Source organism: Sphingomonas echinoides, assembly GCF_029623395.1.
GTDB lineage: Bacteria > Pseudomonadota > Alphaproteobacteria > Sphingomonadales > Sphingomonadaceae > Sphingomonas > Sphingomonas echinoides_A.
In genome coordinates this window covers 83,446-96,857 of the sequence record NZ_JAPYKK010000003.1, presented here as the reverse complement: position 1 = coordinate 96,857, position 13,412 = coordinate 83,446, and the positions used below count along the sequence as shown (strand labels likewise).

16 protein-coding genes are annotated in these 13,412 nt (G+C 65.0%); 5 read left to right on the top strand and 11 right to left on the bottom strand.

Annotated elements, in window-relative coordinates; translation table 11 throughout:
- Positions 1 to 2 precede the first annotated feature (2 nt).
- Positions 3 to 806, top strand: coding sequence for a TrmH family RNA methyltransferase (locus QBJ92_RS03190; RefSeq protein ID WP_277968241.1), 804 nt, complete (start codon positions 3 to 5; stop codon positions 804 to 806).
- A 261-nt stretch (positions 807 to 1,067) separates the two neighbouring features.
- On the opposite strand, the gene der is transcribed toward QBJ92_RS03190, so the two are convergent.
- The 6 genes from der to QBJ92_RS03160 all read right to left on the bottom strand — a co-directional run bounded on the left by der (position 1,068) and on the right by QBJ92_RS03160 (position 6,251).
- Positions 1,068 to 2,465: a ribosome biogenesis GTPase Der gene (der, locus tag QBJ92_RS03185; RefSeq protein WP_242186904.1), complete on the bottom strand. Its 1,398-nt coding sequence runs from the start codon at positions 2,463 to 2,465 to the stop codon at positions 1,068 to 1,070.
- Between the two features lie 50 nt (positions 2,466 to 2,515).
- Entirely contained in the window at positions 2,516 to 3,868 is a 1,353-nt protein-coding gene (locus QBJ92_RS03180) for a PQQ-binding-like beta-propeller repeat protein (RefSeq protein WP_277968240.1), read from the bottom strand.
- Positions 3,865 to 4,563 (bottom strand): tetratricopeptide repeat protein, encoded by a 699-nt coding sequence (locus tag QBJ92_RS03175; protein WP_277968239.1) that lies wholly within the window; start codon positions 4,561 to 4,563, stop codon positions 3,865 to 3,867. Before QBJ92_RS03175 ends, QBJ92_RS03180 begins: the two co-directional genes overlap by 4 nt.
- A gap of 111 nt (positions 4,564 to 4,674) precedes the next feature.
- Positions 4,675 to 5,541: a 3-methyl-2-oxobutanoate hydroxymethyltransferase gene (panB, locus tag QBJ92_RS03170; RefSeq protein ID WP_277968238.1), complete on the bottom strand. Its 867-nt coding sequence runs from the start codon at positions 5,539 to 5,541 to the stop codon at positions 4,675 to 4,677.
- 60 nt (positions 5,542 to 5,601) lie between these two features.
- Positions 5,602 to 5,883: a DUF427 domain-containing protein gene (locus QBJ92_RS03165; protein ID WP_277968237.1), complete on the bottom strand. Its 282-nt coding sequence runs from the start codon at positions 5,881 to 5,883 to the stop codon at positions 5,602 to 5,604.
- A gap of 17 nt (positions 5,884 to 5,900) precedes the next feature.
- Positions 5,901 to 6,251: an ArsC family reductase gene (locus QBJ92_RS03160; RefSeq protein ID WP_277968236.1), complete on the bottom strand. Its 351-nt coding sequence runs from the start codon at positions 6,249 to 6,251 to the stop codon at positions 5,901 to 5,903.
- Positions 6,252 to 6,504: 253 nt separating this feature from the next.
- Between QBJ92_RS03160 and QBJ92_RS03155 the strand changes: the two genes are divergently transcribed.
- On the top strand, positions 6,505 to 6,717 hold the full coding sequence (locus tag QBJ92_RS03155; RefSeq protein WP_277968235.1) for a hypothetical protein: 213 nt from the start codon (positions 6,505 to 6,507) through the stop codon (positions 6,715 to 6,717).
- Between the two features lie 130 nt (positions 6,718 to 6,847).
- A complete protein-coding gene (locus QBJ92_RS03150) occupies positions 6,848 to 7,168 on the top strand; it encodes a hypothetical protein (protein ID WP_277968234.1) in 321 nt (106 codons plus the stop codon).
- A 155-nt stretch (positions 7,169 to 7,323) separates the two neighbouring features.
- Here the strand turns inward: QBJ92_RS03150 and QBJ92_RS03145 are convergent, their stop codons facing one another.
- Genes QBJ92_RS03145 through QBJ92_RS03125 form a run of 5 tightly spaced genes read right to left on the bottom strand, consistent with a single transcriptional unit; the run spans position 7,324 to position 10,773 of the window.
- Positions 7,324 to 9,126 carry an acyl-CoA dehydrogenase C-terminal domain-containing protein gene (locus QBJ92_RS03145; protein WP_277968233.1) on the bottom strand — a complete coding sequence of 601 codons (1,803 nt, stop codon included), beginning with the start codon at positions 9,124 to 9,126 and terminating at the stop codon, positions 7,324 to 7,326.
- A 4-nt stretch (positions 9,127 to 9,130) separates the two neighbouring features.
- The gene (locus QBJ92_RS03140) at positions 9,131 to 9,559 is read right to left on the bottom strand and encodes a MerR family transcriptional regulator (protein WP_277968232.1); all 429 of its coding nucleotides are present in this window, start codon (positions 9,557 to 9,559) and stop codon (positions 9,131 to 9,133) included.
- A 47-nt stretch (positions 9,560 to 9,606) separates the two neighbouring features.
- Positions 9,607 to 10,131 carry a hypothetical protein gene (locus QBJ92_RS03135; RefSeq protein ID WP_277968231.1) on the bottom strand — a complete coding sequence of 175 codons (525 nt, stop codon included), beginning with the start codon at positions 10,129 to 10,131 and terminating at the stop codon, positions 9,607 to 9,609.
- Positions 10,128 to 10,490: a phosphoribosyl-AMP cyclohydrolase gene (hisI, locus tag QBJ92_RS03130; RefSeq protein WP_277968230.1), complete on the bottom strand. Its 363-nt coding sequence runs from the start codon at positions 10,488 to 10,490 to the stop codon at positions 10,128 to 10,130. The genes QBJ92_RS03135 and hisI overlap by 4 nt, the downstream gene beginning before the upstream one ends.
- 31 nt (positions 10,491 to 10,521) lie before the next feature.
- Positions 10,522 to 10,773, bottom strand: a complete 252-nt coding sequence (locus QBJ92_RS03125; protein WP_277968229.1) for a Rho termination factor N-terminal domain-containing protein — start codon at positions 10,771 to 10,773, stop codon at positions 10,522 to 10,524.
- A gap of 155 nt (positions 10,774 to 10,928) precedes the next feature.
- Between QBJ92_RS03125 and purF the strand changes: the two genes are divergently transcribed.
- Both purF and QBJ92_RS03115 read left to right on the top strand, forming a co-directional pair.
- The gene (purF, locus tag QBJ92_RS03120; RefSeq protein WP_277968228.1) at positions 10,929 to 12,413 is read left to right on the top strand and encodes an amidophosphoribosyltransferase; all 1,485 of its coding nucleotides are present in this window, start codon (positions 10,929 to 10,931) and stop codon (positions 12,411 to 12,413) included.
- 12 nt (positions 12,414 to 12,425) lie between these two features.
- Positions 12,426 to 13,163: an SDR family NAD(P)-dependent oxidoreductase gene (locus QBJ92_RS03115; protein ID WP_277968227.1), complete on the top strand. Its 738-nt coding sequence runs from the start codon at positions 12,426 to 12,428 to the stop codon at positions 13,161 to 13,163.
- Positions 13,164 to 13,412 lie beyond the last annotated feature (249 nt).

Genomic DNA, 13,412 nt, shown 5'->3' with positions numbered 1-13,412 from the left:
CAATGCCCCGTGAAATTACCGCTTATTCCAACCCGCTGATCAAGCGGATGCGATCGCTGCGCGAAAAGCGACACCGGCGCGAGGAAGGTCTGTTCCTTGCCGAGGGGCTGCGCATCCTGACCGAAGCGCGCGAGGCCGGACGCATCCCGCAGTTCCTGTTTTTCGCGCGCGACAGCGCGGCGCACCCGTTGGTGCTGGCGCTGGTCGACGCGGTCGAGGCGGCCGGCGGCGAAGCGATCGAGACCATTCCCGACATTCTTTCCAAACTGTCGGGCAAGGACAATCCGCAGGCGGTGGTCGGCGTGTTCGCGGAGTTCACCCGGACGCTCGACAGCCTTGACCGCGACTCCGCAGCGATCTGGCTGGTGGCCGAGCGGATGCGTGACCCGGGTAATCTTGGCACGATCCTGCGCACCGGTGATGCGGTCGGTGCGGGCGGGCTCATCCTGATCGGGGAGTGCGTCGACCCCTTCTCGGTCGAGGCGGTGCGCGCGAGCATGGGGGCGCTGTTCACCGTGCCGGTGGTGCAGTGCGAATGGGAAGCGTTCGTGCCGTGGCTGCGCGGCGGCGCTGGGCAATTGGTGGGTCTGAGCCTCGACACAATGACCGATTACCGTGCGGCGACGTATCGGGCGCCGACCTTCCTGTTGACTGGTAATGAGGCGCAAGGGATGCCCAACGCTTACGCCGCGGAATGCGACACACTGGTCAAGATCCCGATGCTCGGCAAGGCGGACAGCCTCAACGCCGCCGTCGCGACCGCGGTGATGGCGTATCAAGTGCTGGGCGGGCAACCGGGAACGTGATGTCTGCGCCTTCCGGCGTTCCCACACCGGCGTCACCTTGAACTCGTTTCATGGTCCACCGCGCCACCATGACGGTCCACGCACGCTGCACGGTGGATGCTGAAACAAGCTCAGCATGACGGGTGATATGAGAATTCCGGCGTGCCCCCACCCGGCGCCACCCTGAACTGATTTCAGGGTACTCCGCGCCGCAATGGCGGCGTTCGTCTAAAGGGAACGCGCAATCAGAAACCGCTACCCGTTGCGCGTCTTTGCTCCTGCTTACCGGTCGAACGGGTTCTTCGGCGCCCGCAACGTCAGCCGCACTGGAACCGCACCGAACCCGAGATCGCGCCGGATGCCGTTGATCAGATACCGCTGATAGCTCGTCGGCAACTGATCGACTCGCGTGCCGAACAGCACGAAGCCGGGCGGACGCGTCTTCGCCTGCGTCAGATAGCGCAGCTTGATCCGCTTGCCGCCAGGCGCGGGCGGCGGGTTGGCCTCGACCGCGCGCTCGAACCAGCGGTTGAGTTCGCCCGTGCCGACACGGCGCGACCACGCATCGCGCGTGTCGAACGCGACCTTGAGCAGCGTATCGAGCCCCTTGCCGGTCGCCGCCGAGACAGTCAGCACCGGCATGCCCTTGATCTGGCTAAGGCCGTCCTCGAGCGCAGTGCGGATGCCGTTGAACAGGCTGGAGGCATTCTCCGCCACGTCCCATTTGTTGATCGCGACGATCAGCGCGCGGCCTTCCTGAAGCGCGGCATCGGCGATGCGGAGATCCTGCGATTCGAGGCCGCGTGTCGCATCGAGCAACAGCACGACGACTTCGGCGAAATCGATCGCGTGGAGCGCATCGGCGACTGACAGCTTCTCGAGCTTGTCCTGCACGTTGGCGCGCTTGCGCATACCCGCCGTGTCGATCAGCCGGACCTTGCGCGCATCCTCGCCGGGCTCGCGCTCGGGGTCGTGCCAGATCCAGTCGACCGCGATCGAATCGCGCGTGATGCCCGCTTCCGGACCGGTGATCAGACGGTCTTCGCCCAGAATGCGGTTGATCAGCGTCGATTTGCCCGCGTTCGGGCGTCCGATAATCGCGAGCTTGAGCGGCGCGTCGGGGGCATATTCCTCATCGACGTCGGCGTTGGGAATGTCGTCGCCCGCGGCGTCCTTCTCGGGTTCGATGAAGGGGAGCAGCGCGTCGAACAGTTCGACCAGCCCCTCGCCATGCTCCGCCGACAGTTCGACCGGATCGCCGAAACCGAGCGAGAGCGACTCGAGGATTCCGTCTGCCCCGGCCTTGCCCTCGGCCTTGTTGGCGACGAGGATGACCGGGGTGGTCGACCCGCGCAGCCAGCGCGCGATTTCTTCGTCGAGCGGGACGATGCCCGCGCGCGAATCGAACAGGAACAGCGCGACGTCGGCCTGCGCGACCGCGGCCTCGGTCTGCGCGCGCATCCGGCCGGGCAAGGACGCGGCGTCCTTGTCCTCGTAACCGGCGGTGTCGATGACGCGGAAATCGAGGCCGACGAGCGTCGCCGCGCCTTCGCGCCGATCGCGAGTCACGCCGGGGCGATCGTCGACGAGCGCGAGTTTCTTTCCGACGAGACGATTGAAGAGCGTCGATTTGCCGACGTTCGGCCGGCCGATAATAGCGACCACAGGGAGACTGGACATGCGCTCCCCTTAGGGGAAGCGCACGTCCACGTCACCCCGCCGTGGTGCGGTTACTTATATGCAGCCAGACGACCCTTCTGGTCGAGCACGTAGAGCGTTGAATTGGCGACGACCGGCGGCAGAGTGAAAGGCGCCTTCGCTTCGATCACGGTGCCAAGTTTGCCGTCCTCGACCGACGCGGAGACAATCTCGCCGAGCGAGTTGGTCAGGATCAGACGACCGCCTGCGAGCACCGGGCCATACCAGGTGATCGCATTCGACTTCTTCTTGTCCTTGATCGTGCCGTCCTTCTGGATCTTCTCGCTCTCGAAATGACGCAGCTGGCTGATCCACCGCACCTTGCCGGTCGCGCGTGCTAGACAGACGAGACGCGCATCGTCGGTGACGATGAACACCCATTCGCCCGCGACCCATGGGGTCGAGATGCCCGCGAAGTTCTGTTCCCACAGGCGCTGGCCCGAGACGATTTCGAGCGCGACCATGCGGCCGCCCTGCCCGACCGCGAAGACGATCCCGCGGTCGATCACCGGATCCGCATCGATGTCGGCAAGCGATGACACCGAGGTCGAGATCGACGAGCGCGACAGCGCGTCCTGCCACAAGGTGCGGCCGTTCTCGTAACGATAGGCGTTGAGTTCACCCGAAGAGAAGCCCGCAACGACCGTACCCTGGCTGACCGCGGGTGCTGCGACGCCGAACACGCCCTGCGTCTCGATCGAGCCCGAGGCGGTCCACACCACCGTGCCGTCGGCCTGCGACAGTACGTACAACTGGTTGTCCTGACTCAGCACATAGACCTGGCCGTTGGCGACCGAGGGCGCACCGCGCAGCGGCGCACCGGGCTTGGCGCGCCACAATTCCTTGCCGGTCCCCGCATCGAGCGCGACCACGTCGCCAAGGCCGTCGGTCGCGAAGACTTTGCCCTCGTCGACGCTGACGCCGCCGCCGAAGCGCGCGCTGCGCGCCTTCTTGTCGGCCGTCGCGATATTGGCTTCCCAAACGGAGGCGCCGGTGCTCGCCGAATAGGCGTGGACCATCGCGTTGACGTCGATCGCGTACAGCTTGCCGCCCGCGATCACTGGCGCCGCACCGAGCCGCTGGCGGTTGCTGCCCCCGTCGATCGTCACGCTCCACGCACGATTGAGCGAGGTACCCAACGTCAACTGCCCGAGCGACTTCGACGCGCTCCCGCCAGGCTGCGCCCAGCTGTCGTTGGTCGTCGCCGGCGGCACCAGGATCTGGACCTCGGCGATCGTCTTGTCCGCGATCACGTCGTTCTCGCCCTGCAGAATCGCGATGCGATTGCCAAGCACCGGGGTCTTCTTCTTCCCCTTGAACGTCGCGCAGCTGCTCAACGCGATGGCGGAGACCGCGACCAGGAGAACTCGATTGGTCATCTTCATTGCGACTTCTGTTCCTTCGGCTGGTTCACAGCATCAACGCCCAATACGCCCGCCATCTGAACGGCACGTTGCCGAACCGACTCGGCCACGTCGGGCTCGCGCGCGATCTGGCCGTAGAGCGTGCCCGCGAGATCGCGACGGCCCATCTTGAGATACGACACGGCGACCATCTCGCCCGCGCTGCCGAACCACGGATTGCCCTTGACCGCGAGCCCGCGCAGCCGCGCGACGACGACGTCGGGCTTGATCGTATCCAGTTCCGCACTGGTCTGACGGATCAGCGCGAGATCGCGGAACGGCTGCCCGATCGAGCCGTCGTTGGCGATCGTCGCGAACTTCGCCGCGGCGCCGCGCAGATCGTTCTTCTGGAGCAACGCATCCGCCTGGCTCATCAGCGCCAGCGCGCGATACCCCTCGACGTTCGAATCCGTCAGCGCCGCAAACTCGGTCGTTGCAGCCGGACGGCGCGCGGCGCTGTCCTCATACGCCTTGCTCAGCGCCTCACCCTCTTCGCCCGCGACCGATTGCTGGTGCGCGCGATAGATCTGCCATCCGCCGAAGCCGAGGACGATCAGCACGACGATCGCGATCGCGGCGATGCCGTAACGGCGCCAGGCGGTCGCCATCTGGTCGCGGCGGAGTTCCTCGTCGACTTCCCGGAGGAATGCGGCATCGGTGTTGGGTGGCACGGCCACTTGGGGAAACTCCATCGATCGGGGCGGGAAGCTGCGGACCTTAGCCTTCCGCTTGCCCAAACAAAAGCGGGCAATCGTTACGCTGCGGTACGATAGGGAAACAGTCGGGACTCAATCCTTCGGCGCGTAAACCTGTTCGGCACCGGGAAAGGCGCGCGAACGGACCTCCGCCGCATAGGTCGCGGCTGCGGCGGAAATGCGGCCACCCAGATCGTCGTATTTCTTCACGAACCGCGCGGTGCGTTCGAACAGGCCGAGCATGTCCTCCGTAACGAGCACCTGTCCATCACACTGTGCCGACGCGCCGATCCCGATCGTCGGGCACGCGACCATCCGGGTCAGTTCGATCGCGATCGGCTCGACCACGCCTTCGATGACGAGCGCGAACGCGCCCGCCTTGGCGATCGCGCAGCCATCCGCGACGATCTTCTCGGCTTCGGCGGCGCTGCGCCCGCGCGCGCCATAGCCGCCCAAGGCGTTGACGGCCTGCGGGGTGAGACCGACATGCCCCACCACCGGAATCCCGCGTTCGCTGAGGAAGCGGACGGTTGGCGCCATCGCGGTACCGCCTTCGAGCTTCACCGCCGCCGCGCCGGTTTGCTTCAAGAGGTATGCGGCGCTTTCGAACGCCTTCTCGGGGGAGGCTTCGTAGCTGCCAAACGGCATGTCGATGACGACCACCGCATGATAGCTGCCGCGCACCACCGCCGCGCCGTGCGCCGCCATCATCTCTAGCGTGACGGGGACGGTCGACGGGAGCCCATAGATAACCTGCCCCAGACTGTCGCCGACCAGCAGCATGTCGCAATGCGGATCGAGCAGTTGCGCGGTGCGCACGGTATAAGCGGTGAGCATCACCAGCGGGTCGCCGCCCTTACCCTTACTCGCGCGGATCGCGGGCACGGTGAGACGCTTCATCGGCGCGGGCGTCGGGTTGGCGCGACTGGTCGCGGTGTCGATCGTGAAGGTCGTGGACATGCCCGCCCGAATAGCGGCTTGTGCGCCCGCGCGCCAGTCGGGCGCGGCGGGCGGCCCCGTTCAGTCGACCGTGACGCCCTTCCAGAAGGCGAAGCGGTCCTTGATCTCGGCGGCCTTGGGCTTGGGGTCGGGGTAATACCATGCCGCGTCGACGTTGCGCTTGCCGTCGACGACGACCGTCTTGTAGCTCGCGTCGCCCTTCCACGGACAATGCGAGTGCGTCGCGCTCGGTTCGAACAGGTCAGCGACGATGCTGTCGGCGGGGAAATAATGGTTGCCCTCGACGATCACGGTCTCGTCCGACTGGGCGATCACGGCTCCGTTCCAGCGTGCAGTCGGCATGGGTTTGGTCCTTCAGATCAGGGCTTGAGGGCCTCAACATAGGTATCGGGCTTGAAGCCTGCCAGCAGGACGTCGTCCTTGACGAGGATCGGACGTTTGATGGCGGAGGGGTTGGCGAGCAGGAGCGCGAGCGCCTTGTCGGCGTCGAGGTCGGTCTTGTCTGCGTCGGGGAGCTTGCGGAAGGTGGTGCCGGCGCGGTTGAGGACGGTTTCCCAGCCGAGCTGGTCGATCCAATCGCGCAGCAGCGCGGGGTCTACGCCAGCGGTCTTGTAGTTGTGGAAAGTGTAGGGGATGCCGTTGGCGTCGAGCCAGGTGCGGGCTTTCTTGACGGTGTCGCAGGCGGGGATGCCGTAGAGAGTGGCGGGCATTGGGGGCCTTTCGTTGCAGGGATCGTACGATAACCGGTCTCTGCCAAAAATGCAGCGGTTCCGGTTCCGCGCAATAATGGATGAACATCCCCATCAACGCGGTCTTGACTCGGCAAGCGGAGTCGAAGGCAAGTGCACGCGCTGCTCCCAGCCTTCGGAAACCAACGATCGGTCGAGTTTCCCCGCTATCGATCAGCTTGCGCATTCCGTAGCGCGAAGTCACCGTGGGCCATACACAACAACAAGGCTGAACATGCTCGATCCCGATATGCGGCTGCAAGCTGCTGCTGCTGGCGACACATCCGTCGCCTTTGCCCTGTTTGAGCACATCGCGGCGAAAGACCCCGACGCTGTCGCTAATAAGAGTGACGCAATCGCTGTCTTTCGCGAGTGCATGGAGGCTGTTTCCTGGAAACAGGAAGCGTTCTCGCATGAACCGCGACCAATCCGACTGGGAACTGATTGATTGATCCTACTGTAGCAGACGACAGCTATCTTTCGGAAACGGCCGTTCGGCTAGCACCCATGTGTAGACGTTCATAAATCGCGATGACGTTCCCAATTGCGGACATTGAGAAACCGACTACGCTGTTCGCATGCCCGCCGCCCGCCCTCAGTCCTTACCCACCACGCCGGTTCCTTTGCTCGGTGAAGACGCGAGATTCATCAGCGAGACGATCCGGCGGTTCTTCGGCGAAGACATTGTACTGCGCAATATCAGCAGAGACCCTGAACGTATTGCTATTCATGTGGAAACTGACCGGGAGGTCAGCATGGAAAAGTATGACTGCCTCGGGGTGTTGATGACGCGAATCGATCGTCCCATAGGGATCGAGGTTACGCGGCGCGGAACGCGCGTTCACGGCGATGCGAAGCTCGCCTATCGACAGGGCGTCATCTTGCATAGTGCGCGTTAAACCTCGGCTGCGCGGCCGCTGTTCAGCCCCGCCCCACCGTCATCCCCGTGACGGCCGCGATCCACTGCGGTACGCTTCGGCGCATGGCGAGACAATACCTCGGTGCTCCCCGGGCCAAGCCCGGGGTGACGCCTAGTTCAAGGTCAGCGCGACCCTCAAGCCGCCTCAAACATCTCCGGCGGAAGCGCCATCAGCGACTCGGACCCGCCCTCGATCTTGCGGCGCAGCGCGCCAGCCTCAGGCATCACGCGCTCCGCGAAGTAGCGCGCCGTCACAAGCTTGGCGTCGAGAAACTTCCGGTCCCCCTCGCCCGCTGCCTTCAGCTTGGTCGCCGCGACCGCCATCCGCAGCCACATCAGCCCGACCGCGACGATGCCCATCAGGTGCATGTAGCTGTGCGCGCCCGCGCCGACATTGTCGGGGTTCTGCATGCCGTTTTGCATGAACCAGACGGTCGCCTGCTGGAGATCGCCATTCGCCTTTTCCAGCGCGCCCGCGAACACGGCGGTTGCGGGATCGGCCTTGGCGGCAGCGACTTCCTCGGCGACGACCTTGAACAACGCCTGCACCGCGCGTCCGCCGTTCTGCGCGAGCTTGCGGCCGACCAGGTCCATCGCCTGCACGCCGTTGGTGCCTTCGTAGATCATCGCGATCCGCGCATCGCGGACGTATTGCTCCATGCCCCATTCGGCGATGTAGCCGTGGCCGCCGTAAACCTGCTGCGCGTTGGTCGCGATGTCATAGCCCTTGTCGGTGCCATAGCCCTTGATGACCGGCGTCAGCAGCCCGAGCAGATCGCCCGCGAGCTGCTTCTCTTCGTCGCTGACCGCGGCATGCTCCAGATCGGCCTGGAGCGCGCCCCAGAGGCAGAGGGCGCGAAGGCCTTCGGTCAGCGCCTTCGACTCCATCAGCATGCGGCGGACGTCGGGGTGGACGAACAGCGTGTCCGCCTTCTCGCCCGGCTCCTTCGCGCCGGTGAGCGAGCGGCCCTGGCGGCGGTCCTGCGCGTACTGGACCGCGTTCTGGTACGCGACTTCGGCAACGCCAAGGCCCTGCAAGCCGACGCCCAGGCGCGCGGCGTTCATCATGATGAACATGGCGGCGAGACCCTTCATTTCCTCGCCGACAAGCCAGCCGATCGCGCCGTCATAGTTCATCACGCAGGTCGAATTGGCGTGGATCCCCATCTTGTGCTCGATCGAGCCGCAGCTGACCGCGTTGCGCGCGCCGATCGCCCCGTCATCGCCGACCATGAACTTCGGGACCACGAACAGCGAAATGCCCTTCGAACTTTCGGGCGCACCCGGCGTCTTCGCCAGCACGAGGTGGATGATGTTGCTGGTCAGGTCATGCTCGCCCGACGAGATGAAGATCTTGGTGCCGGTGATCGCATAGGAGCCGTCGGCCTGCGGCTCGGCGCGGGTGCGGATCAGGCCGAGGTCGGTGCCGCACTGCGGCTCGGTCAGGTTCATCGTCCCGCCCCATTCGCCGCTGACCATCTTGGGGACGTACTTGGCCTTCTGCTCGTCCGAGCCCTTGACCAGCAGTGCCGCGATCGCCCCGTGCGAGAGGCCGGGATACATGGCGAACGCCATGTTCGCGGAGATCATATATTCCTGGAACGCGGTCGAGACGACATGCGGCATCCCCTGCCCGCCGAATTCCTCCGGCGCGCTGAGCGTACCCCAGCCCGATTCGACGAACGCCTGATAGGCTTCCTTGAAGCCCTTGGGCGTCGTGACCGAACCGTCGTCGTGGCGGACGCAGCCTTCCTGATCGCCCGAATAATTGAGCGGGAACAGCACCTCGGCGACGAACTTGCCGCCCTCTTCGAGCACCGCATCGACCACGTCGGGGGTCGCGTTCTGGAATCCGGGGAGGTTGGCGTGGCTTTGCAGGCCGATCACATGATCGAGGATGAAGCGCGTGTCGCGGACGGGGGGCGTATACTGGGGCATGGGTTCAGTCCTTCATCTGGCCGGATGAGCCATGGGTTTCGAGCAGGGTGACGAAATCGTCGAGTTCGTGGATCGCCGCGTCGATGTCGCGTTTCTGCGCGGTCAGCAGCGCGATCCGGTCGCGGCAGCGCTCGATCGTCGTCTGGCGCTGGATCTTCCGGCCGTCGCCGATGTCGTACAGGTCGATCATCTCGCGGATCTCGCCGAGCGAGAAGCCGACGCGCTTGCCGCGCAGGATCCACGCGAGCCGAGCGCGATCACGCTGCGAATAGATGCGAGTCGTACCCCGCCGCTCGGGCGCGATCAGGCCTTCATCCTCGTAGAAGCGCAACGCACGCGCGGTGACGTCGAATTCCGCCGACAGGTCGGAAATGGAGAAATGATCGCGCGTCGGATGGCGATCGATGATGGCGTAGGCGGCACCGGTGCTCATGCCACCGATTTAGTTGCCCTTTACGTGAACGTCAATACGCCGAACGATCATGAGCGCCCGTCATCCCCGCACAACAGCTTTCCTCGTGGATCGCGCAGCGTAGACGCCTCGGACGCAGCGTCGCTGAGTCGATCGAGCGCGAGCCCCGCGATCGAGGCGCGATCCTGACAGACGGCTTGGCACCCGGCGGGCAAACGCCCGGGGAAGACGATCCGGTCGCCCTCGAAGCGCGCGTCGAAGCGGCATCCGGCGGCGGTCCGCGCCGTGTCCAACGTCACGTGGAGCGTTTCGCCTACACGCGTCACGACCCCGCTCCCGCTGCAATGTTCGCTGTCGTCATAATCGACCGTCACGCCGATCCGATACGCGATCGCGCTGGGGACAATGCACACCCGGTCGGTTTCGCGAGCATAGAGCCCCGTGATGTCGGTGCTCGCCGGGTCGGGGATGATCCCCGCCTGGATCGCGGCCGCCTCGAGCCCGATAGGTGCCGGTGTCGCAGGCTGACCGAAGGGTTGCGCCTGCCGACATCCCGCAAGCACCACCAGCGCCGCGAGCAGCCCGAACTTCACGCGACCCGGACGAGCCGATTGCCCTCGATCCGGCGGTAGAAGCAACTGCGCGCGCCGGTGTGGCAGGCGGGGCCCGCCGGGTCGACGATCAGCCACACCGCATCCTGATCGCAATCGATCCGAATGTCGTGGACGCGCAGCACGTGCCCGGACGTTTCGCCCTTGCGCCACAAAGAATTGCGGCTGCGCGACCAGAAGTGCGCGTCGCCGGTCTCGACCGTCAACCGCAGCGCCTCGGCATTCATATGCGCGAGCATCAGCATCTCGCCGGTGGTGCGATTGGTCGCGACTGCGGTAATCAGCCCGGCGGCGTCATATTTTGGGTCGAGCTCCAGCCCGGTTTCGCGAAGGTCTGCCATGCGGCCGACCTACCGCGGTTGCCAGCGCGCGTCACCCCTTGCGGATCGCCTTCACCAACTCTTCCTTGGTCATCGTCGACCGGCCATCGATCCCGATCTTGCCCGCTTCGTCGAGCAGATCATCCTTGGTCCGATCCTCCAGCTTGCCACCGCCGCGATGGTCGATCGTGCCCGCTGCCTTGGCGTTGGCGATTCGCGCGGCCTTCTGGGGCGAAGCGCCGTCTGCCCGCAATTTTTCGTACAGCCTGTCGTCCTTGACGCTCGGGCCGTGATCCTTCGCCATCCTCATCCTCCCGTGGTGAGCAATATTCCATCCTGCGCGCCCCCGGAAACGACCAATGCGACCAATCGCTCCAGGGGATGTGACAAAAGCGCGACAAACGCGAAGTCGGTCCCTATATGGCCCCTCGAAGCTCTACCCTCCCCCGAAGGGCACCAATGCTCACAACCAATCCGTTCGAAGCCCCCGAAAACGGGGACAAACTGCATGAAGAATGCGGTGTCTTTGGTATCTCCGGTGCGGCCGATGCCGCCCGACTGGTCGCGCTGGGGCTCCACGCGCTCCAGCATCGCGGGCAGGAAGCGGCTGGGATCACCAGCTTCGACGGTGCCGAATTCCATACCCATCGCGCGATGGGTCACGTCGCGGGCAATTTCGACCGCGAAGACATCATGGTCCCGCTGCGCGGCACCGTCGCCTGCGGGCACGTGCGCTATTCCACCACCGGCGAGACGGCACTCCGCAACGTCCAGCCGCTCTACGCCGACCTCGCCTCGGGCGGGTTCGCCATTGCGCATAACGGCAATATTTCCAACGCATTGCGGCTCCGTCGTGATCTCGTCCGGCGCGGCTCGATCTTCCAGTCGACCAGCGACACCGAGACGATCATCCATCTCGTCGCGACGTCCAACTACCGCACCGTCGTCGACAAGTTCATCGATGCGCTCAAGCGCGTCGAAGGTGCCTATTCGCTGATCGTAATGACCCCCGAGGGCATGATTGCGTGTCGCGACCCGCTCGGCATCCGCCCGCTGGTCATGGGCAAGATCGAACAGTCAGATGGTAGCGAAGCGGTCATCTTCGCGTCCGAGACCGTCGCGCTCGACGTGGTCGGTGCCACCTTCGTCCGCTCGATCGAACCGGGCGAGCTGGTGATGGTCAAGGGTAGCGAGATCACCTCGCATCGCCCGTTCGCGCCTGTCTCGGCGCGTCCGTGCATCTTCGAATTCGTCTATTTCTCGCGCCCCGATTCGATCTCGGAGGACCGCAGCGTCTACACCGTCCGCAAGGCGATCGGCGCACAGCTCGCGATCGAGAGCCCGGTCGATGCCGACCTCGTCATCCCCGTCCCCGATTCGGGCACCCCGGCGGCGCTGGGCTATGCGCAGGAGTCGGGGATCCCGTTCGAACTCGGGATCATCCGCTCGCATTATGTGGGCCGCACCTTCATCCAGCCGGGCGACAAGGTTCGTCACCTTGGCGTGAAATTGAAGCACAACGCCAATCGCGCGCTGATCGCGGGCAAGAAGATCGTGCTGATCGATGATTCGATCGTGCGCGGGACGACCAGCCTCAAGATCGTCGAGATGATGCGCGAAGCGGGCGCGGCCGAGGTCCACATGCGGATCGCAAGCCCGCCGACGCGGCATTCTTGCTTCTACGGCGTCGACACGCCCGAGCGCGCCAAGCTTCTCGCCGCGACCAAGAACCTCGAGCAGATGGCCGAGTATATCAAGGCCGACAGCCTCGCGTTCGTGTCGATCGACGGCCTGTACAAGGCTCTCGGCGAGCCGCAGCGCAACGCGATCCGGCCGAGCCATTGCGATGCCTGCTTCACCGGCGATTACCCGACGACGTTGACCGACCAGGACGATGTCTCGTCGGTCGACCAGTTCGCGCTATTGGCCGAACGCGTCAGTTAAGGACTCTCTGCGATGACCGATATCAACGCTGCCGCAGCCGCGGTCGATCGTCCGCTGTCGGGGCAAGTTGCGCTCGTTACCGGCGCCAGCAAGGGGATCGGCGCCGCAACGGCGATCGCGCTGGCGGCAGCGGGCGCGCATGTCGTGCTGACCGCACGGACCGCCGCGTCGCTCGAGGCGGTCGAGAATGCGATCTTCGATGCGGGCGGTTCGGCGACGATCGCCCCACTCGATCTGACCCAGGCGGATGCGATTGCACGGCTCGGCAGCGCGATCGGCGAGCGGTGGCCAGCGCTCGATATCCTCGTGCTCAACGCGGCGATGTTGGGGACGCTGGCCCCCGTCCCGGCGATCGACCCCACGGAAATGGCGGCGGTTCTCACGCTCAACATCAGCGCGCAAGCCGCGCTGATCGCAGCGTTCGACCCGATGCTGCGCAAGTCCAAGCGCGCGCGCGTCATCGCCATGACGTCCAGCGTCGGGCGCAAGCCGCGGGCGTATTGGGGGCTATACGGGGCGTCGAAGGCGGCGTTCGAGACGATCGTCTCGGCGTACGGCGACGAGATGGAGCAGATCAGCGCGATTCGCACCGCGATCGTCGATCCCGGCGCAACCCGCACCGACATGCGCCGCCGCGCCTATCCAGGCGAGGACCCCAAGTCGGTCAAGGAACCGAGCGTGGTCGCGGACCGGATTGTCGCACTGCTGACCGAGGATTTCGTTACGGGACATTTCGAACGGGTCGGGTGAGAGTTTTCGAGTGGGAGGGATAGATCCCCTCCCCCCGTACGTCATTCCCGCGAAGGCAAGGCCTCTGCATAAAGGCAATCGGAGGTTTGCTAGTCGACCGCCCCCAAAAGCTGCCGTCATGCTGAACTCGTTTCAGCATCCACCGCGCAACAGGCATAGTCCGGATTCGCGGAGGGCTGGATCCTGAAACAAGTTCAGGATGACGGGCGGTTTTGCAGACCTCTCTCCCTTGCCGGTATGACGACAAAT